Source organism: Enterococcus sp. DIV0755b (assembly GCF_051713765.1).
In the GTDB taxonomy this organism is placed as follows: Bacteria; Bacillota; Bacilli; order Lactobacillales; family Enterococcaceae; genus Enterococcus_C; species Enterococcus_C canintestini.
Genome location: NZ_JBIOQN010000001.1, coordinates 2,460,126 through 2,479,179, shown reverse-complemented (window position 1 = coordinate 2,479,179; position 19,054 = coordinate 2,460,126). Strand labels below are relative to the sequence as shown.

Here is a 19,054-nt window from a genome sequence, read left to right as displayed (position 1 = left end):
CAAGGAGATGTTAATTATGAGAAACAGATTCAAAGGGAAAGATTTTTTAGCTTTTAAAGATATGGATCGTGAAGAAATTGAATTCCTTACGGAGTTATCTTTAGATTTTAAACGTAAATGGACTGCCAGAGAACCACATGAATATTTAAAGGGACAAGTATGGGCAGGGTTATTTGAAAAAAATAGTACTCGTACACGTAACGCATTGGAGAGAGCTGCTGCTGATTTAGGTATTAAAATTGTTTATCTTCGTCCAGATGAAATGCAAATGACTCGTGGAGAGCCTTTAAAAGATACATGTCGTATTTTAGATCGCTACTTTGATGGTTTATTTATTAGAACGTTTGGTCATGAGATTGTTGAGGAATGCTCTAAGTGGATGCAGACTCCAGTTATTAATGGTCTAACAGCATTAGAACATCCCACACAAGGCATTGCAGATTTAATGACTATCAAAGAGAAAAAAGGTAAATTTGAAGGTTTGAAGATTTGCTATTCGGGTAATTTATACAATGTATGTTATACGACAATGATTATGTGTGCTTCTTTAGGAATGGATTTGTATATTGCATGCCCAGAAGGACTTGAACCAGATGCAGAAATTGTTGAAGAAACCAAACGCAGAGCTACATTAACTGGCGTAAAGGTAGTATTTACTCAGGATTTTGATGAAGCTCTAAAGGATGCAGATATTGTATATGGAATGTCTCAATATAGTATGGGCCAATCTGATGAAGAAATTAAATATTTGAAGAAAGCTTTTGCACCTTATCAAATTACAATGGATGCAATGAAAAAAGCTAAACCAGATGCAATTTTCATGCATTGTCTGCCAGCTCATAGAGGAGAAGAAGTAACAGATGAAGTTATGGAATGTAGTCAATCAGTTATTTTCGATGAAGGTGAAAATAGAATGCACTCTATTAAAGCAATTTTAGCAGCTTATGCAAATTAATTAAGAGAAATTAGGTGAAAGTATGGCAAAAATAGTTGTAGCGTTAGGTGGAAACGCTCTTGGGGATAGTGCGATTGAACAAAAAAGAGCAATACAGAAAGTAGTTCCTGGATTAGTTGATTTAGTTGAGAAGGGTCATCAGCTAATTGTGAGTCATGGGAATGGACCGCAAGTTGGAATGATTAATCTTGCATTTACAGAGTATTACGAGAACATAGAATCGAATGATGAATTACCATTTCCTGAATGTAATGCCATGAGTGAAGGGTATATCGGTTTTCATTTACAGAATGAGATAACAAATGAGTGCAATAAAAGAAGTATTACTACGAAAGCACAGACGATTATTACACAGGTTGAAGTAAGTTCGAATGATCCAGCTTTTCTTAATCCTACCAAGCCTATTGGAAAATTTTATACAAAAGAAGAAGGGAAAAATATATCTCAAAAATATGGACATACTATAAAAGAAGATGCTGGACGTGGCTATCGGCGAATGGTACCTTCTCCAAAGCCATTGGATATAGTTGAACTAGATACAATTAATTCATTATTTAGTGAGGGGAAAATTGTAATCGCTTGCGGTGGTGGTGGTATTCCAGTAATAAAAAATGAAGGGCGATATGAAGGAGTTGCTGCAGTTATTGATAAGGACTTTACAAGTGCCCGATTAGCAGAATTACTGAATGCTGATTATTTAATTATCCTTACTGCTGTTCCAAATGTTTTTATCAATTATGGGAAAGAAAATCAAGAAGCTCTTCAAAATGTTACAGTTGAGAAACTAAGTAAATATATTGCTCAAAATCAGTTTAGCAAAGGTTCTATGTTACCTAAAGTTGAAGCAATCCTTAAATTTGTTGATTCAAGTAAACTAAGAGTGGGAATAATTACATCGATAGATTACTTAAATGAAGCTTTGCGTGGAGAAGAGGGGACGATAGTTGTAGGGAGTTGATGAAAGATGGAAAAGAAGAAATTTAAATCTCCAAATACTTATGTAATAATCTTCTTTATTTTAATTTTAGTTGCGATTTTAACATGGTTTATCCCGGGTGGAAAATATGAAATCAATGGAGCAGGCCAAAATATAGCGGGAACGTACCAAAGAATTTCAGCAAATCGACAAGGACTATGGGATGTTATTATGGCTCCAATTATTGGTATGGTTGGAAATGAAAAAATATCTGGGGCTATTACGATTTCATTAAATGTTATGTTATTCGGCGCATTTTTAGAAATGATGGATACTATTGGAGTTATTAATATTGCACTTAAGGGTATCGCATCAAAATATAAAGAAAAGACAGCAGTTTTGATAACGGTTCTTACATTCGTAATGGGAATATTTGGAACTGTTCAAGGTGCATATGAAGAAGGCTTTGTGTATTTATTGATGTTTCTTCCAATAATTTTGTCTCTTGAATTAGACACAATTACAGCACTGATGATTGTTATTTTTGGTACTCAAGCAGGTTGTGCATCATCTATAATAAATCCATTTTCAACAGGAATTGCATCTGGTATTGCTGGTATAAGTCCTGGTGAAGGAATTGTGTTTAGAGCGTTTGTTTTTGTAGTTTTATTATCTCTGGCTGCATTTTTCATTTGTCAATATGCAAAAAAAGTTCAAAAGAATCCTCAAAGTTCCCCACAGTATTATAGACTTCAACAAGACATTGAAGAATTTACTAGTGCAGAAGGGAAACAAGAAGTAATGAATAGCCGCCAAAGAAAAGTATTTTATATTTTTTTGGCTACTTTTTCTATAATGATTATTTCTTTGATTCCATGGACGGCTTTAAATGAGAACTTTACATTTTTTGAAGAAGCTACCAATTGGTTGAATAATAATATTATTATTGGAACAATTATAGGTAATCATTTAGTGCCATTTGGAGATTGGTATTTCAATGAAATTAATGGTCTATTGATTATTATGACTTTCTTGGCTGGTTTTGTAATGAAATATGATGTTGATAAAATCATTAAAATATTGATCAAAGGATCGGCTGCTTTAGTTTCTACAGCGTTTATCGTGCCTTTAGCACGAGGAATTCAAGTAATTATGACAGATGGGAATATTACCGCAACTGTATTAAATGCATGTGAAAAGACATTAGGTAGTTTGCCAACCTCAATTTTTGTAGTAGTTTGCTTCATTGTTTATATTGTTTTAGCTGTATTTATTCCTAGTTCAACAGGTTTAGCAGCGGCAACAATGTCGATTATGGCTCCACTAGCTATTTTTGCAGGGGTTAGTGAATCAACAATGGTCGTTATCTACAATTTTTCTTTAGGGTTAGTCAAAATAATTGCACCAACCTCAATTATTGTAATGACGTGCACCCAAGCTGTACATGTTGATTATGGTACATGGATAAAAGTTACTTCTAAGTATTTACTTATATTCTTTTTAGCGTGTGTGGGCTTATTACTATTAAATATTATAGTGCTTTCTTAAAAAATTAAACTATTATAAGGAGTGTTCGATTATGTCAGAAAACATTTTTGTAAGTAATGCAACAAATGTATTGAAAGAGGTTGTAGTATGTTCACCTAAATTTTATGTATTCAATGCCATTAATGAAATTACTAAATCTTGGATGGAAAAAGGTGAAACTGAGCAAAATGAACGTATGGTAGCTGAATGGCAAACTTTAGTAGATGCATACAAGGCTAATGAAGTAATTGTTCATGAAGTGGATGCATATAAAGAATTAGAAGTTCAAACTTTTGCACGTGACTTCGGTGCAATGGTTAAAGAAGGAGCAATCATTGGGAAATTTCGTCACCCTGCTCGTCAAAAAGAAACAGAAGTATATGAAGAAAAATTAAAAGAATTAGGCGTTCCAATCATTGCGCGTGTGAATGCAGGCTGTTTTGAAGGTGGCGATTTCTGGATGATTGACGAGCACACTCTTGCTTTTGGTTTAGTGGATAGAACAGATCAAGCTGGTGTTGATAATTTACGTGAACAGTTGGCAAAATATGGTTATACGGTTGTTGGCGTTCCTGTGCCGCCTGCTAATTTACATTTAGACATGGTTTTTAATATTGTTGCTGAAAAAATATGTATTGCTGCTACAGAACAATTACCTTATAACTTTATTCAAATGTTGAAACGTAGAAATTTTAAGATTATTGATGTTCCAAGTGAATTGGTATTTAAACATGGATGTAACGTTCAAGCATTAGGAAATGGTAAAGTGCTAGGAATTGAAAATAATAAATCTGTTAACGAAGCAATGGAAGCTGAAGGGCTCAAGGTAATTAAATTACCGTTAGAACAAATTCTAAAAGCTGGTGGTGGTCCTCACTGTATGACTTATCCAGTACGTCGTGCATAAAACTTTTATAAAAGAAGGGAGTGAAGAGCTCATAGTAATTTATTTACTTTGGGATAATATGAAAATAGTAATTTCTGATTATAAGGATTCTATGATGCCTACCCATGATGTTGAATTAGAAGTATTGAAAGAAGGATTAGGCGAAGATGTTGAAATAGTCATTTATGAATATATTGATGAAAAAAAAGAAGAATTTTATGAAATTATCAAAGATGCTGATGCTTTATTGACAGCTTTTATTCAATTTAATAAAGAAATGTTTGAACATGCGCCAAACATCAAAGTTATTTCAATAAATGCAACAGGATATGATAACGTTGATTTATCAGTAGCTAAAAGTCGTCACATAGGTGTTTGCCCTGTTGGCGAATATTGTACAATTGATGTTGCAGAATATACAATGTCATTAATCTTATCACTTGTCAAAAATCTGAAAATATATTCTTATGATGTAGAAAAAAATCATCAGTGGAGATATGAAGTTGGAGAAGAAAATAAGAGAATTCAAGATTTAACACTTGGAATATTTGGTTTTGGGAAAATAGGTAAAGCAGTAGCAAAAAGGGCTATTGCTTTAGGGATGCGGGTATTAGCTTGTGACCCATTTGTTGATAAAGAAGAAGCAGTTAAATTAGATGTTCAAATTGTTGACATTGAGCATTTGCTACAAGAAGCAGAGGTGATTACAAATCACATGAACTTGAATGAGAGTAATTATCAGTTCTTTGATTTAGACAAGTTTTCGCAAATGACTAAAAAACCATACTTTATTAATACGGGGCGCGGGGCATGTGTAGTAGAAGAAGATTTATCTAAAGCTTTAGCTTTAGGGTATATCAAAGGTGCAGGCTTTGATGTATTAAAAGACGAACATCCTGATTTAGCTCATCATGAATTAGTGAACAAGGACAATGTGATCATCACACCGCATGCAGCTTTTTATACAAGTTCATCAATTGCGGAATTACAACGTATATCAACGCAAAATATTGTTTACTATCTGACTAACCAAAAAAACAAAGTATTTAAATTAGTTAGTGACTAGGATGGTATTGATACTGTATCGAAGTATATTCATTATTTTGTAAACTTCAATACAGTATTTTTAGTATTGAGTTGATTGTAATTGGAAAAAATATACAAAATAAATTAAAATATGATACAAAGGATGGCTTGAAGTTTATATATGCATCTCCTGGGGGGAATTATTCTTTTGATTTGCTTATTAGAGGACCCAATAAAGGTAGTCGACTGTATAGTTTTGCGAACACTGGACAGAAACGCACAAAGAGTCAATAATTAGTGATTTTCCCCGAGCAATTTAACACTTTTAGATAAGCTTTTGCTATTTTCCCATCATATTGGATAGAAACTTCATCGTTTTTTCTTTTGAATTGGCCTGATAAACAACTGTAAAATCAGCACAGATTTCTTTGAGATTTTTGATGCGTACTTTATAAGCGATGTTATGGTGGATAGGGACACAACACTGTTGGTATTTTTCTTTAAGGTATAGCGGGGGCGTGTGTCTTTCACCCTTTTTAAGCTATTTGTGATGAAGAGCAATATATTTTGAACCCCTCTGGAGTAGATGCTCTGTAGTATAGTATCTCATTCCAAATGAGGTCGATTTAGTTTCATAATTACAGAGCTATATAATATTGGGGAAAGAATAGTGAGTTGCTTTTCTATAAGTAAAATTAACTAAAAAAGTTTTGAAATGTAAGGCATATTATGATGTATCTCTATACAAAAATTGCAATAAAAGCAGTGTTAAAATCAAACCATACTAGTAGAGATGTTTTTTAGGATTAGGTTTCCCTGTACATTTCTAGAATACATAGACACATCTCTTTAAGTAATATCAATTCAGTTTGATAATAACTTCAGCGAAAACTAGCTAGGAGTGTACCTTCGCTTTGAAACTACGATAGTAAATATTATGTAATAATTCTATAGTTAGGAGAGAAAGGAATTGGATTTTGACAAAAAATTTTTTTGGGAAATTACTGACTTGAGTTGTTTTGTAGAATCTGAGCGTCTCAGTAATGGTAATAATAGTATATTAAATGAGTATGACAAAGTAGTAATTAATAGAGTAAAAAACTTATGTGAAGAAGCTAAAGAATCCATCAATCACATTAATGACAGCAATTTTAAACAAACACTTTTGCATCTGATAAAGCTGGATGCTAAAATATCGAGTTATTTATTCTTTTTAATATATAACGAATTTATAGACTATCAAAGATTAGATCAGTTCGTAGAAAGGGATAGCCTAGACGACTATTATGTTGGACTAACTTTTCAAGAGAACTTAAATATTTATAAGCTAATCGATTATCGATTATCAATATACGAATAAAACAACTGATTATATTTTTCATATATTAAAGATATCTTAAACGGATAGTTAAGTTAGTATATAGTTTATTTGGTCATTAATAAATTCAGTGATGTGCGATAAGAAATCTTATCCTGTTGTTTGAGTGATTTGAGAGCTAATTTTAGAAGAAAAGTAATTTTTAGAATTGCCTTCATCGCTTAGAAGATCTAATAAGTTTATATATGTTGGTTGCTTGATGCAACTAAAGCCAAACTTCAATTGGAAATATTCCATCTATACGGACACGACTAAAGTCGCAAGTATTCTCAGTTATTTTAGAAATGGTTTCAAAAGAATACTCACTATCTTTATGTAGTTTTAACTAATGTGAAAAATGTAACAGGAGAAAATGATGAAGAAATATTCTTTTTATTGAGATAAATTACTATTTTAAGTGCAACACCAATCAAAAATAAAAGTCCACATGACTCTTTGATAAAATGTGAGTGACAAAACTAACATTTACAAGGAGAACACATGAACTACCATCATCTTAACATAGAAGAAAGAATAGTTATATTGCAACTATCTGTTTCGGGAGTATCCATTAGAGAAATAGCTAAGCAACTAGATAGGAGTCCAAGTACTATTTCTCGAGAACTAAAGCGAAATAGTTATAAGACTGAGGGAAATGATTCTGCGTCGCCTTATAACCCTGCTATAGCTCAAAAACGCTATATTTCCAATAAAAGCAGATGTGGAAGGAAAGCAATAACAGAAAAAGCTGTCTTACGTTACATCAAAACAAAAATTGAAGCACACTGGTCACCAGAACAGATCGCCAATCGATTAACCTCTGATGTCAAGTTACCTTCAACCACAACTATCTATCGAATGATCCATCAAAACCGTTCAGGAAATATTTTGATGAAAGATTTGAGAAGAAAGGGACATTTTCTAAGACCAGCTGAAACCCGAGGTAAGTTTAATGATGGAGGTAGATCCATTAAGAAAAGAGATAAAGCGGTATATAAAAGAATAGAAATAGGTCATTGGGAAGGGGATACTATCGAATCAGGGAGAAGAGATCATAAAAGAAAATCAAAATGTTGTTTCGTTGCATTAGTAGAAAGAAAATCAAGAAATACCTAGCTATAAAAGTTCCAGATAGAACAGCTACAAATGTCACACCGGCCATTATCAATGTACTGAAAGAATATCCTCAAGAATTAGTAAGAACGATTACTTTTGATCGAGGAAAGGAGTTTTCTGGTTACTTAGAAATAGAATTTGCTCTTGGATGCAAAACATACTTCTGTGATCCTTATTGTGCATGGCAAAAAGGAACGAATGAAAATTCAAACGGATTACTTAGAGAATTTTATCCGAAAGGAATGGATCTATCAGAGGTGAAAGAAAACGAATTATCACATTATTTAGAATTGATGAATAATCGGCCTAGAAAATGTTTAGACTATTTAACACCTAATGAAGTTATCCACTCACATATGTTGCAATTAATTTGACAAATTATCTTGAAAAAATTATCCATATTGCAATGAAAAAGTATATATCATAAGTGTTCATAATTCCAACTTGATAGATAATACTTATGGAGTTATTTTTATCTTTTTCTTACTCACACTAAAGAATAATTATTGAAAGAGTCGATTTGAGTATGGTTGATAAGAATAACAAGGACCTAATATTTAGAAAAATAAGGAACAAGTATTGGAAGTGGAGCAACAGTCTTTGCAGTGAAAGATGGCGGAAGTTTGTCAGAAGACAAACTTCCGGTGTTAAAAGCAAAAGATGGTTATAAGTAGGCAAAATGGACACAACGCAACCAATTACAGCGGATGATACAGAATTTGTATCAAGTGCAACAAAACTAGAGGGTAAAACTGATACTGACAAGTATAAACCTGAAGGTTAAAAAGTGATGACAGAATTAAATAAAGAACCAGATGTATCTGAGGGAATAAAAAATAAAGATGATTTACCCAGGGATTCTACGTTCACTCGGAAAGAAAAAGTAGATGTTGGCACACCTAGGAACAAAAAAGTTACTGTTGTAGTAACCCTATAAGGCTGGATCATTTGATGAAGTTGAAGTAGATGTTACGGTGACAGACAATCGTTCTGACGCTGATAAATATGAACCAATGCAGAGGGGACAGTTACATTACCAGACGGAGGTCAATACCATGGGACAGCTGATAAGAATTGTAATTTTACAGTTAAGGGTCCTAATTAGAGGCAGGGACAAAAGTGAAAGTAACTGCAACGGATGGATCTGGCAATACTAGTGAACTTACTAATGTATTTGTTTCTTCCAACGAAAAAGACAGTGGAAAAGATAATAGTAAAGATAATAAGTCTAATAATCAAGGCAACAATCGAGTCAAAAATCAATTCTTAAAACTTAACCTAAGGAGGGAGAGATTGATAGGAGAGATTGATAGCAATATCGTTACTATTAGGGGCGGTTTAATCCTGTTAATAATTTTAGGGTTATTAGAGTATAAAAATCGAAGAAAAGAGAATGAATAGAAAATCAATTTCTTAAATCTCCCCTAAAAAGAGGAAGAAAAAGATTCTTCCTCTTTTTATTTACTATTTGGTATTGTTTATAGTGAAACATGAAGCAGGGGCGCACTAATTTATAAATTATGGTTACTTGTACTGTACAGGGTTAACGTGCTTAAATATCTATAAAACAATTTTGAGATAAAAGCAAAAAGAGAAGTAAACTTACGTAGAAAAAAGAGTTTTGTGAAATTAATTCTACTGTAAAACAATCTATCTGTAAGGATTCTATTCTATTTAGAATTTTTTATCAAGGGAATAGCGGACATTATTAACTAAGGAAGTTTTGCAAAAATATACTGCAAATGTAATAGCGTCTAGATCGGTATTAGCTATTAGCTTAATTAAGTGTAACAAAAAACTATGAGAGAGCTGTAGAAAAGCTAAATCTTTCTGATGCTATAAAAATCACTGAGTTTGCTAGAAAAACAGAGAAGTAAAAATTGAAATTTGGAATAATGGAAGCACTTATTGTCTCTTCACTCATCGCGAAAATGTAATATAAACCGTGTAAGGAACCATCAATCCTGGACAAGTGGTGGTGGGCTACCTATCAATAGGACAACGAATAAAGAACGATTTTTCAGAACTACTCTTTCATCTTTGAAGAGTAGTTTTTTTGTTTTTTTTCAAGCAGTAACTGCCGTGCTACTGCTTGCTTGATCATGCTTTAGGTAGGCTATTTCATAATATAAATGATGATATTCCATAAGCGTTAATACATGCAATTTTGAGACTCCCTTCCTAAAAAAACCCTTAACCATATTCGCTCAAAAGTAAAAACTAGCGCTGTCTTTGAATCTATTCAATCAAATATCAACGCTCAGATGTAAAACAGATGTGTACAGTTCTGGAGGTGGGCAAATCTAGTTATTATGACTGGGTGAAGAGGAAGCCCTTCAAATGTCAATCAGGAAATGAACACTTAAGTCGCTTGATTTCAAGAATCTACTTTGAAAATAAGGAGATCTATGGCGCACCCAAAATCTATAAGATTCGTATTGGTCGGGGTGAGACTAGCTCTCTAAAAAGAGTCCAAAAGTTGATGTGGGAGTTAGGTCTACGCTCAATCATCATGAAGAAATACAAAACAGACAAACAAGCAAACGTTGGACCTTAGGGACGAAAAAATTTGTTAAACCAAGATTTTACCAATACGGCAATCAGCCAAAAAGGGCAACGGGTATCACTTACATTCATACAAAAAATATCGGGTAGAAATTTGGCAAGAAAATGACCTAAAAATTGGTTATGGAAACCCTTGAAGATGTGTGTTTAAATCATATGTTCTCAGAGAACTTGATTCCCACTCAGATTTAGGTTCTCAATACACTAGCGAGGCCTATGAAGCAAAACTAAAAGAATTAAACATCCATCATTCCTTCAGTCTTTCAGCCGGAAAGATTGCCCATACAACAACGTTGGTATTGAATCGTTCCACACATCAATTAAGAAGGAAGAAGTGTGTATGTCAAAAGCATATGAAAGTTTTGAAGTCACTCATTTAGATCTGTTTCAGTATTATTGAGGGATTTTGCAATCATAAACGAATCCACAGCAGTATCGACTATTTAACACCAAATCAGATGGAGGAGTTGGCTTTACAAGCTTAGGTATTATCAACCGTCTACATTTTATTGATGAGAATTCCACAAGGGGAATCCTTCATCGCTTCAACCAGCAAGTCGAAGTGATGAGATGCCTACCTGCCGGAATCTCGAAAAATTCTCGCAAGTCGTGTTCGAGGTATTGACTCAAATCCATACCTTTAGAAGTATTGTAGATCTGATTCAAAAATTTATGAAGTATCACTTCAACAATCTGAATATATTGCGAAAGCTATCTTTAAAAGCACTCATAGTTTCTATCGTTTAGAACGTTCCATCGAGATACTTGTAAATACTGTTTCAGGGTGTTCTTGTTAAAGAAATCCGAAAAATTTAATTAAAGACTTAGATAAAGTTATTTAGTGTATGCAAATCAAAGAAAGGCCAATAGTCAAAGAACCGAGATTTCTGATATAAAGACATACTATTTTTACGGCTAGAAGTGTAAAAGAAAAAATAGAGAAGATTACTATATAAATGATAGGATTGAGAAAGGTCATTTGTAAGTAAATTAAAAGAAACTAGTACTAGAATACAATGTGAATAGAGAAGCTTAAGTAACTAAGGTTTTAGATTTTAATATATCAACCATATCTCCTTTTTTATTACCTTGTAGGCAGTGATCAAATAATAGTCTAGAGAATCTATATAAATTGCATTTTTATTAGTTAATAAAAAATGATCAATCATTATCAAAGATTGAATTATAATCAATAAACTAACTTTAGAAAGTATATTTTAATATCCCTGTTTTTTTCATAATGATACTCTTAGATTGCTGAAGAGTCGCTCCTTTAAAAAGAGGGATTCTTTTTTTATAAAAAAATCATTTTTATATACAAAATAAATAAAAAGCGCTGTTTGAAATTGTTGCTAATATGAAGGGAGGAAAATAGTTTAAGAAGACACTTTACTTATTAAAACTTTACGCGAAGGGGAGTGATCTGTAAATGCTTAAATTCTTTTATGAAAAGGATGTAAAGAGTATGCACTTTTCTATTAAAATATTTTAATAGAAAAGAATATTGTTAACAGAAAAAACATGTAATAAATGCACTTTTTTAAGTACTTAAACATAAAGAATATGTTGTTTTATGGGAGAAAAAACTAAATACTCTGTAGACTATAAAAGGAGTAAAGATTAACTATTCTCATCTCTTCAAAATTAAGGAGAGAGAACTATGGTTAAAGAGACAAAGTATAGGAACAATAAAGTTGAAAATCAAATTATCAGTTATTTTAATAGAGTAATAAAGAATGCTGCAGTAAATTATTATAATCAAAAAATAAATAGAAAGAAAAAAGAATTTCTAACTGATAGTTTTGATAGAATTATTTCTGAAAATTATACTATAGATTCTGAAATACCAAATACTGTTATTAATGGAATTCCACTTCACATTGAGGATGATTTTGTTTTCAACTTGCTAATAAACTTAGAGGAAAAAGAATCATTATTCTTAGTTTATTATTATTTTCTAGACTTAAGCATAGAAGAAATTGCGTATTTATTTGAAATGAAGGTATCAAGTGTCTATGGTTTAAAAAGAAGATTGTTAGAGAAAATTCGTCAAAAATATTCTCTCTAAGGAAGTGCTTAGATATGCTAGAGAATTTAATAAAAGAAGCACAAAATGGAGATTCAACGGCTTATTATGAACTCTTTCTTCGTTTTCAACCACTTTTAATAAAAGTATCTACTAATAATGGTTACTTTGATCAGGATTGTTTTGATGAATGCTTACGTATTTTTTATTTATCTATCAGTAAATTTCGGTTTTTGGAAAGAGATTCGTAGTTATGAATAACTAGCATGTAAAAAGTTGTTATTAATAGTGAAGAAAGTTTGCTTATAAAAGTAAGTCAGAAGTAGATTTTCTTTTATGATCTTTGATAATTAAATAGAATCTATTAACTACTTTAATCTAGTATGAGCTGGATTGAGTCTGCGCCAAAACTCAAATAATTTTGATGAGCGGAAAAATGACGATAAATCAAATTAATTTTGTCAAAATTAATTGCGATGACTTACTAGAGGATAATGATACTTCCGCAAGGCTGCTCAATGACTGAGGAGAAGTTTTATAACTTATGTGCTTGACGAGCAAGTTAATAGAATTTTCTTATGTTAAATTACATGAAGAGTTTTTAGGAGGTTATAGTATGGAAAAAGATTTCGATACGATGGTTAATCGGTCAGATCTTATAAATTTGGGATTTAAAGCTAATCAGGCTACACAAATGATAAAAGAAGCGAAGAAATTTTTAATAAATATTGAAGGAATTGAGTTATACAATAATCGACAAATAAATATGGTTCCATCGAGAGTAATCGAAGAATTATTTCATTTGAAAATAAATAAATGAGCGTTATACTTATTATAGATGGTAGATGTTCATTATAATGAGAGGTTATTCGTTATGGTGAAAATACAAAATATTTATCGTGATAATAAGACGAAAAAGTGGTATTTTAAAGTATATTTAGGTACTGATGCTGATGGTAAAAAAATACAAAAGACAAAACGAGGCTTTTCTAGTCAGAAAGAAGCTAAATTAGCTTATGATAGATACATGGCTACTCAAGGGTTTCATGAATTTTATGGGAATCACCTTAATTTATTAAGTAAACAAATGACATTTGAAGAGTTTTATAAAGTACGATTTGTTAGGTGGTATGAGAAACAAGTTAAGAGACAAACTTTCGAAAATGCTCAGTTTATTTTCGAAAAAAAGATGAGATACTTTTACCATATGAGAGTGAGAGACATTACAAGTGTAGATATTGAAGACTGGATGTTTGAATTAAGCCAAACTATTACTCGGAATTCTAGATTGCAAGAAAAGCAATCTACTTTGTCAAATAGTTATATTAACCGTATCAGAGGACATTTAAAAATTGTTTTAGATAGAGCACAAAAGGAGGGCCTGATTGATCAAAATCCTATAGATAATGTTTGTTGTTTGCCAAAAGAAAATGAAAAAATAGACTTTTGGGAGTTTAAAGAATTCCAAAAAGTAATGGAATATTTCAATGGTAATAACATGCAAATGAAGCATAGGCGCTTGGTGTATGAACTATTATTTTTTACTGGAATGAGAATTGGAGAATTGTCTGCTCTTCCGTGGAAATATGTTGATTTGGAAAAGCAACAAATTACAATAGAAAAAACACTAGTATACTCAAAAAAAGATGAATGGTATCTTTCTACACCCAAGACCAAAAATGCTTATCGCACAATAGGTATTGGTAGTCATTTATCAAAAAAATTATACGAATGGAAAAAGCTACAAAGTTTACTAGGAAACTTCGAATATGTAATTCAATTAGATGGTACGTTTACTCCCCCATATTCTTTTGCTAGTTGGTTAAAAGAAGCAGCTCTTGCGATGGGAGTTAAACCTATTAAGTTACATTCCTTACGGCACTCACATGTTGCTTTTTTAATTGAACAGAATATTCAACCTTTAGTAATACAAGAAAGAATGGGACATTCTAATATTAATATTACTTTAGGAACATACGGACACTTATATGCAAAGGCGGATGATCGCGTAATCCATGCAATAGATAGTTTTGAGTCGGATACTGTTATTTAAGGTAAAACGTAAAAGAATTTATAGTCTATTTTCTCTCATTTTTCTCTCAAAGATGGTAATAATACTATAAAATCAATGAGGAAAGAATGTTCTTTCCAGTTTAAGATGTATCGGAAGTAATAAGTGTTTACGTTTAAATTAAGATAATTTTCCCTATTATAAAACTTCATAAAAAACTCTCTACGCTAAAAAGCTGAACGATTTCGTTCAGCTTTTTGTTTTATTAAATAAAGATAGTAAAGAAAAAAATTTGCATCAGGAGATGAATTAAGCACAGTGTTTTTTTCGATATTGTCCAGGAGTTAATTGATATGTTTCTTTAAATAATTTGAAAAAGTGGGCTTTATCGCTATAGCCTAATTCTTCAATAATATTTTGAATGGTCAAATTAGTTTGTAATAAGTATTTTTTCGCATACTCTAAGCGATAAAATGCAAGCCACTCCGAAAAAGTTTTATCGGTATTCTTTTTGATAAAACTGGAAAGATAATTTGGATGGAAATGAAACTTTTCTGCGGTAGTCGTCAAATTGATTTCTGCTAAATGCGTTTGAATGTAGGCAAGTATTTCTTCCACAAGTAGTGAAGACGAAAGATTGGAATCTTTCATCTGAAGACATTTATCTGATAGTTGACTAATTTCAATAATAAATAAGACAAAAGCAGCTTTTGTCACTTTATTATTGAAATAACGCATTTTTACAATTTGTTTGAGTAAAAGTAAAGCATAGAAATGAACATCATCAGTTGGAGAAAATTGAAAAATAAAGTAGTGACTTTGCTTTTCTGTATCTTTAATACTTTCAACAAAAAAGCGATAAAGCATTGATTCTTCTACAAACTGTGCCAACAGTGCATCATTAAAATACTCTTTTTTAAAGTAAAAACTTAATAAAGCGGTATTCGCTTCTAATTCCTCATATTCAATAGTGGTATATTGATTTGCCATGATAAGTGCGCCAGCTTGGTATGAAAATTCTTTTCCATCCACAAAGACTCTAACTGAACCACTCAGTACATATAATATTCGAATGTATGGGGCGGGATATGAGAGGCGAGTGCGAGAATTAAGACAGACAAAAGAGGCAATCTGGCGTTCATCGTTTTCAGTAAATGCGGCTAACTCATTGATCATGCCACTTTGCGTTTTATTGTAACAGTCTAAAGTTTTCAAATAACTAAAAAAGTTTTGAAATTGTTCATTGGAAAAATGATACATAAAATACTCCTCACCTTATAATAACCTACTAAAGAACTTCAATTTAACTAATTCAATAGTGAACAAATTTAAGTATAATGATTCCGAGCTCACAAGTAAATAGCTATTTAACGAATACAATTAATTGTGAATTAAATTTCAAATGGTTGGCTTTTAAAAAAAGGTAGATGGAATACGCTACTTTATTTGGTGAGGAGAAAACAGATATGGAAACAAGTACCAAGAAATATCCAAGTAAATTAACGATTGCGATTGCAGCAATTGTTACAAACGTCATTTGGGGAACCCCTTTTAAGTTAATCAAAATTATGAATGATGAAATGGGAATTTCCCGCGAAGCATTTGGTGAAAATTATATGGGTCAAGTACTCGCAACAATAAGTATCCGTTTTTTTATTGCAGGTATTATGACATTAATATTTGCTATGTTTATTAAACAAGATATTTTCAAAATAAAAAAATCACAATGGAAAGAAGTTATTGTGATGGGGTTATTATCGACCACTGCTGCTTATTTTTTCTTTAATATTGGGAATGTTAATATTTCATCGACCATAAATTCTACGATTTTAGCCCAGTCTACGATATTTTTTGCTGCAATTTTAGCTCATTTTGCTTACAAGAATGATAAATTAACTTTTCCTAAAATTACCGCACTTATTATTGGTTTTATTGGCTTGATTGTTTCGCAATTGACTGGTGGTACTACCCTCCAAGACATGTTCCAATTTTCTTTAACTGGTGAAGGTTTCATGCTTATCTATGGTTTAATTGCAGCACTTGCGACTATGTTAGCAAAAAAAATTGGTTCCACGCTAAATTCTTTTGTGATGACCGGTTGGAATCTTGTTATTGGTTCTATTGTACTTTTATTCATCGGTATTTTGATGGGCGGCAGTCTTTTTGCAATTAATTGGACTCCCTTAGGAATATTACTATTAATTATTTTAGCAGCTGCTTCAGCAATTCCATTTAGTTTATGGTATTGGTGTGCACAATACGCTAATTTAGGCGAGATTACAGTTTATAAATTTATTATGCCAATCTCAGGGAGTTTACTAGCTGTAGCATTTGGGGAAAGATTTACTGCACCATTAGCAATTGGTTTAGTGTTGGTTTGTATTTCCATTATTATGATTAACAAACCACCCAAATTTATACAAAAACTAAATCAAAATGAAAAGAATGCTTTTTAGTGAGGAGAAAAAAATGAAAATTGGATTTATTGGAACAGGAAATATGGCTTCAGCAATTATATTAGGGGCTGTTAAAAGTAATTTTATTCCAGGAAAAGATATTTACTTATACGATGTTTTTACCCAAAAAGCTCAAGAGTTAAGTAATGAAATTGATGGAAATGCTTGCGCGACAGCAAAAGAAGCCATAAAAGAAGTAGATATCGTATTTTTGGCAGTTAAACCCAATATGATCGAAAAAGTATTAGCTGATTTAAAGGAAGAAATTGTTAACCAGAAAAAAATTGTTGTTTCAATAGCAGCTGGTACAACAATTGATAAATTGGAAAAGAATTTGAGTAAACAAACACCCATTATTCGAGTTATGCCAAATGTCAACGCGATGATTAATCTGGGTGCAGCAGCGGTTACAGGAAATACAGCCTCAAATAGCGAACAAGTTCACTATATTATTGATTTATTTGCTTCCATTGGTAAAGCGTGGGAAGTTGAAGAAAAAGATTTCTCTACCTTCACTGCGTTAGCTGGTAGTTCACCAGCTTATGCTTACCTTTTTATTGACAGCCTGGCACGGGCAGGGGTAAAGCATGGTATTGCTAAAGATAAAGCTTTACAGTATGCAGCTCAAGCAGTTTTAGGAAGTGCACAAATGATACTAGATTCCAATGAAAACCCCTGGACTTTAATCGATCGAGTATGTTCACCGGGTGGAACAACTGTTGCTGGTTTACTGAAGTTAGAAGAAGAAGCTTTCTTAGCAACTGTTGTTAAAGGAATCGACGCAACGATAGCAAGAGATGAAGAATTGAGCCAAAATTCAAAATAGACAAAGAGATAATCATACTCAGTTTTTATTAAAACATATAAAATTTAGATAGAATCATATTTTTCTGAAATTTATGCAATAAAAAAACGGCTATATAGTTTATATAGTCGTTTTTTTTATTGCATAAATTTTAATTCAAATATTTAATAAATAATCTATTTTCCTTTTTTTATCTATATTCTTAATATTTCAATAGATACAGCTATTTTTCATTTGATTCATATGAATATTAGTGAATGAAGTATAAATAATAATTGAAAAGTACTATTTAAAATAACGAATAGAGGTTAAACTTAAATTATGTTTCTTCAATTAACTTACATAGGTTAAAACTTTAATATTTTGCTCATGGTTTCCCCAATGTTCGCCAAAAAGGGTTAAACCACCAACATGTTCCATATTTTCTTCTGAAGCGATACGTAATGTAAAATAATCAGTTCCTTTTAATTCTAAATCATTAATATTTAGATTGGTTGTTGGAACGCCATCAATGCTTGTATCGTATTGATTAATACGAATATGCTTTAATTCTCCATACTGACTACAGGTATCAGGCCACCACGTTGGTGTCAAACGTCCGCGCACATCAGCATAATTACCGCGTACTGTATCACTGCCTAGTTTTTTGCCATTGATGTAATAAGTAATATCACTGGGCCACGTGTTGTTAGAGATAGGAAATTCAGAAGCAATTTCAAAGCTAATATCTAATAATTCGAGATGATCATCAGCTTGGACTAAATTAGGAATCTTGTATTCTAAAAATCCTTTACCAGTCCAAACTAGCTGAGCATTGACACGTTGTCCATCAAGAAAAGAACGGGGTTGATCTGCCATTCCAATATGTCCTTCTTCTGAAGCAAGACCGCACGTTGGTTCTGCGTGATAATCGGTAAAATGTCCAACTTTTACATCTGCATGGTAATGACGGTATTCCGGAAAAATTTTTTCTGGAAATTCAATTCCAATTTGATCAATTGCTAAGGCCGCGATTTTTTGCAAGCCGAATTTGCCAGGACATCTTCTGGTTTTCACAATACCAGCGTCTTCTAATTGTTGGATGTGGCGTGTTGTAATAGCATTTGAAATCGAAAGTGTTTCTGCTATTTCCCCAATATTCATTTCTTTTTTTGCTAGTTGATTCACTATTCCCAAACGAGTTTCATTTGCTAAAGCTTGTAAAACGGGAAGTGATTTTGTAGAAGTATCAATTATCATGGATAAGCTCCTTTACTTATTTGTTAAATATAAATATTGTAGTCGTTGTAATTTTATATCTTCGTTTACTAATTGGTTAAAATAATTAAGGTTGATATATCGGGATTGACGGTGAATGAAAACGCTGTTATTATTTTGTGTGTTGACATATAAGTTAAATAGTAATGTT

Annotated in this window: 17 protein-coding genes and 1 pseudogene; 16 read left to right on the top strand and 2 right to left on the bottom strand. The window is 32.1% G+C overall.

Annotation, left to right across the window (positions count from 1 at the left end):
* Nucleotides 1–7: 7 nt before the first annotated feature.
* The 14 genes and pseudogenes from argF to IGI65_RS11870 all read left to right on the top strand — a co-directional run bounded on the left by argF (nt 8) and on the right by IGI65_RS11870 (nt 14,427).
* Entirely contained in the window at nt 8–955 is a 948-nt protein-coding gene (gene argF / locus IGI65_RS11935) for an ornithine carbamoyltransferase (RefSeq protein ID WP_438774218.1), read from the top strand.
* 22 nt (nt 956–977) lie between these two features.
* On the top strand, nt 978–1,913 hold the full coding sequence (gene arcC / locus IGI65_RS11930) for a carbamate kinase (RefSeq protein ID WP_412258072.1): 936 nt from the start codon (nt 978–980) through the stop codon (nt 1,911–1,913).
* Nucleotides 1,914–1,919: 6 nt separating this feature from the next.
* Entirely contained in the window at nt 1,920–3,419 is a 1,500-nt protein-coding gene (locus IGI65_RS11925) for a YfcC family protein (protein WP_412258069.1), read from the top strand.
* 31 nt (nt 3,420–3,450) lie between these two features.
* On the top strand, nt 3,451–4,305 hold the full coding sequence (locus tag IGI65_RS11920) for a dimethylarginine dimethylaminohydrolase family protein (RefSeq protein ID WP_071865791.1): 855 nt from the start codon (nt 3,451–3,453) through the stop codon (nt 4,303–4,305).
* A 58-nt stretch (nt 4,306–4,363) separates the two neighbouring features.
* Nucleotides 4,364–5,350: an NAD(P)-dependent oxidoreductase gene (locus IGI65_RS11915; RefSeq protein ID WP_071865794.1), complete on the top strand. Its 987-nt coding sequence runs from the start codon at nt 4,364–4,366 to the stop codon at nt 5,348–5,350.
* Between the two features lie 930 nt (nt 5,351–6,280).
* Nucleotides 6,281–6,670: a DUF7006 family protein gene (locus IGI65_RS11910; RefSeq protein WP_071865790.1), complete on the top strand. Its 390-nt coding sequence runs from the start codon at nt 6,281–6,283 to the stop codon at nt 6,668–6,670.
* Between the two features lie 498 nt (nt 6,671–7,168).
* Nucleotides 7,169–8,157, top strand: a pseudogene (locus IGI65_RS11905) (IS30 family transposase).
* 416 nt (nt 8,158–8,573) lie between these two features.
* A complete protein-coding gene (locus IGI65_RS11900; protein ID WP_438774437.1) occupies nt 8,574–8,720 on the top strand; it encodes a Rib/alpha-like domain-containing protein in 147 nt (48 codons plus the stop codon).
* 182 nt (nt 8,721–8,902) lie between these two features.
* Entirely contained in the window at nt 8,903–9,184 is a 282-nt protein-coding gene (locus IGI65_RS11895; RefSeq protein WP_438774217.1) for a hypothetical protein, read from the top strand.
* A gap of 874 nt (nt 9,185–10,058) precedes the next feature.
* A complete protein-coding gene (locus IGI65_RS11890) occupies nt 10,059–10,340 on the top strand; it encodes an IS3 family transposase (protein WP_412258064.1) in 282 nt (93 codons plus the stop codon).
* Between the two features lie 1,668 nt (nt 10,341–12,008).
* On the top strand, nt 12,009–12,416 hold the full coding sequence (locus IGI65_RS11885; protein ID WP_412258062.1) for an RNA polymerase sigma factor: 408 nt from the start codon (nt 12,009–12,011) through the stop codon (nt 12,414–12,416).
* 14 nt (nt 12,417–12,430) lie between these two features.
* The gene (locus tag IGI65_RS11880) at nt 12,431–12,625 is read left to right on the top strand and encodes a helix-turn-helix domain-containing protein (protein ID WP_071865006.1); all 195 of its coding nucleotides are present in this window, start codon (nt 12,431–12,433) and stop codon (nt 12,623–12,625) included.
* 365 nt (nt 12,626–12,990) lie between these two features.
* Entirely contained in the window at nt 12,991–13,194 is a 204-nt protein-coding gene (locus IGI65_RS11875; RefSeq protein ID WP_412258059.1) for a DUF3173 family protein, read from the top strand.
* A gap of 54 nt (nt 13,195–13,248) precedes the next feature.
* Complete coding sequence (locus IGI65_RS11870; protein ID WP_071865007.1) at nt 13,249–14,427, top strand: site-specific integrase; 1,179 nt, start codon at nt 13,249–13,251, stop codon at nt 14,425–14,427.
* A gap of 267 nt (nt 14,428–14,694) precedes the next feature.
* Here the strand turns inward: IGI65_RS11870 and IGI65_RS11865 are convergent, their stop codons facing one another.
* Nucleotides 14,695–15,645: a helix-turn-helix domain-containing protein gene (locus tag IGI65_RS11865; RefSeq protein WP_095006333.1), complete on the bottom strand. Its 951-nt coding sequence runs from the start codon at nt 15,643–15,645 to the stop codon at nt 14,695–14,697.
* A gap of 206 nt (nt 15,646–15,851) precedes the next feature.
* Here IGI65_RS11865 and IGI65_RS11860 point away from each other — a divergent pair, with 206 nt between their 5' ends.
* Both IGI65_RS11860 and proC read left to right on the top strand, forming a co-directional pair.
* The gene (locus IGI65_RS11860) at nt 15,852–16,841 is read left to right on the top strand and encodes a DMT family transporter (RefSeq protein ID WP_438774216.1); all 990 of its coding nucleotides are present in this window, start codon (nt 15,852–15,854) and stop codon (nt 16,839–16,841) included.
* A 13-nt stretch (nt 16,842–16,854) separates the two neighbouring features.
* Nucleotides 16,855–17,667 carry a pyrroline-5-carboxylate reductase gene (gene proC, locus IGI65_RS11855; protein ID WP_438774215.1) on the top strand — a complete coding sequence of 271 codons (813 nt, stop codon included), beginning with the start codon at nt 16,855–16,857 and terminating at the stop codon, nt 17,665–17,667.
* 312 nt (nt 17,668–17,979) lie between these two features.
* Here the strand turns inward: proC and IGI65_RS11850 are convergent, their stop codons facing one another.
* Entirely contained in the window at nt 17,980–18,885 is a 906-nt protein-coding gene (locus IGI65_RS11850) for an ArsR/SmtB family transcription factor (RefSeq protein ID WP_438774214.1), read from the bottom strand.
* Nucleotides 18,886–19,054 lie beyond the last annotated feature (169 nt).

Bases quoted from the DNA above. Each gene is read 5' to 3' on its own strand.
- argF (WP_438774218.1), top strand. From the start codon at position 8: ATGTTAATTATGAGAAACAGATTCAAAGGGAAAGATTTTTTAGCTTTT.
- arcC (WP_412258072.1), top strand. From the start codon at position 978: ATGGCAAAAATAGTTGTAGCGTTAGGTGGAAACGCTCTTGGGGATAGT.
- IGI65_RS11925 (WP_412258069.1), top strand. From the start codon at position 1,920: ATGGAAAAGAAGAAATTTAAATCTCCAAATACTTATGTAATAATCTTC.
- IGI65_RS11920 (WP_071865791.1), top strand. From the start codon at position 3,451: ATGTCAGAAAACATTTTTGTAAGTAATGCAACAAATGTATTGAAAGAG.
- IGI65_RS11915 (WP_071865794.1), top strand. From the start codon at position 4,364: ATGAAAATAGTAATTTCTGATTATAAGGATTCTATGATGCCTACCCAT.
- IGI65_RS11900 (WP_438774437.1), top strand. From the start codon at position 8,574: ATGACAGAATTAAATAAAGAACCAGATGTATCTGAGGGAATAAAAAAT.
- IGI65_RS11890 (WP_412258064.1), top strand. From the start codon at position 10,059: ATGTGTACAGTTCTGGAGGTGGGCAAATCTAGTTATTATGACTGGGTG.
- IGI65_RS11885 (WP_412258062.1), top strand. From the start codon at position 12,009: ATGGTTAAAGAGACAAAGTATAGGAACAATAAAGTTGAAAATCAAATT.
- IGI65_RS11880 (WP_071865006.1), top strand. From the start codon at position 12,431: ATGCTAGAGAATTTAATAAAAGAAGCACAAAATGGAGATTCAACGGCT.
- IGI65_RS11875 (WP_412258059.1), top strand. From the start codon at position 12,991: ATGGAAAAAGATTTCGATACGATGGTTAATCGGTCAGATCTTATAAAT.
- IGI65_RS11870 (WP_071865007.1), top strand. From the start codon at position 13,249: ATGGTGAAAATACAAAATATTTATCGTGATAATAAGACGAAAAAGTGG.
- IGI65_RS11865 (WP_095006333.1), bottom strand. From the start codon at position 15,645: ATGTATCATTTTTCCAATGAACAATTTCAAAACTTTTTTAGTTATTTG.
- IGI65_RS11860 (WP_438774216.1), top strand. From the start codon at position 15,852: ATGGAAACAAGTACCAAGAAATATCCAAGTAAATTAACGATTGCGATT.
- proC (WP_438774215.1), top strand. From the start codon at position 16,855: ATGAAAATTGGATTTATTGGAACAGGAAATATGGCTTCAGCAATTATA.
- IGI65_RS11850 (WP_438774214.1), bottom strand. From the start codon at position 18,885: ATGATAATTGATACTTCTACAAAATCACTTCCCGTTTTACAAGCTTTA.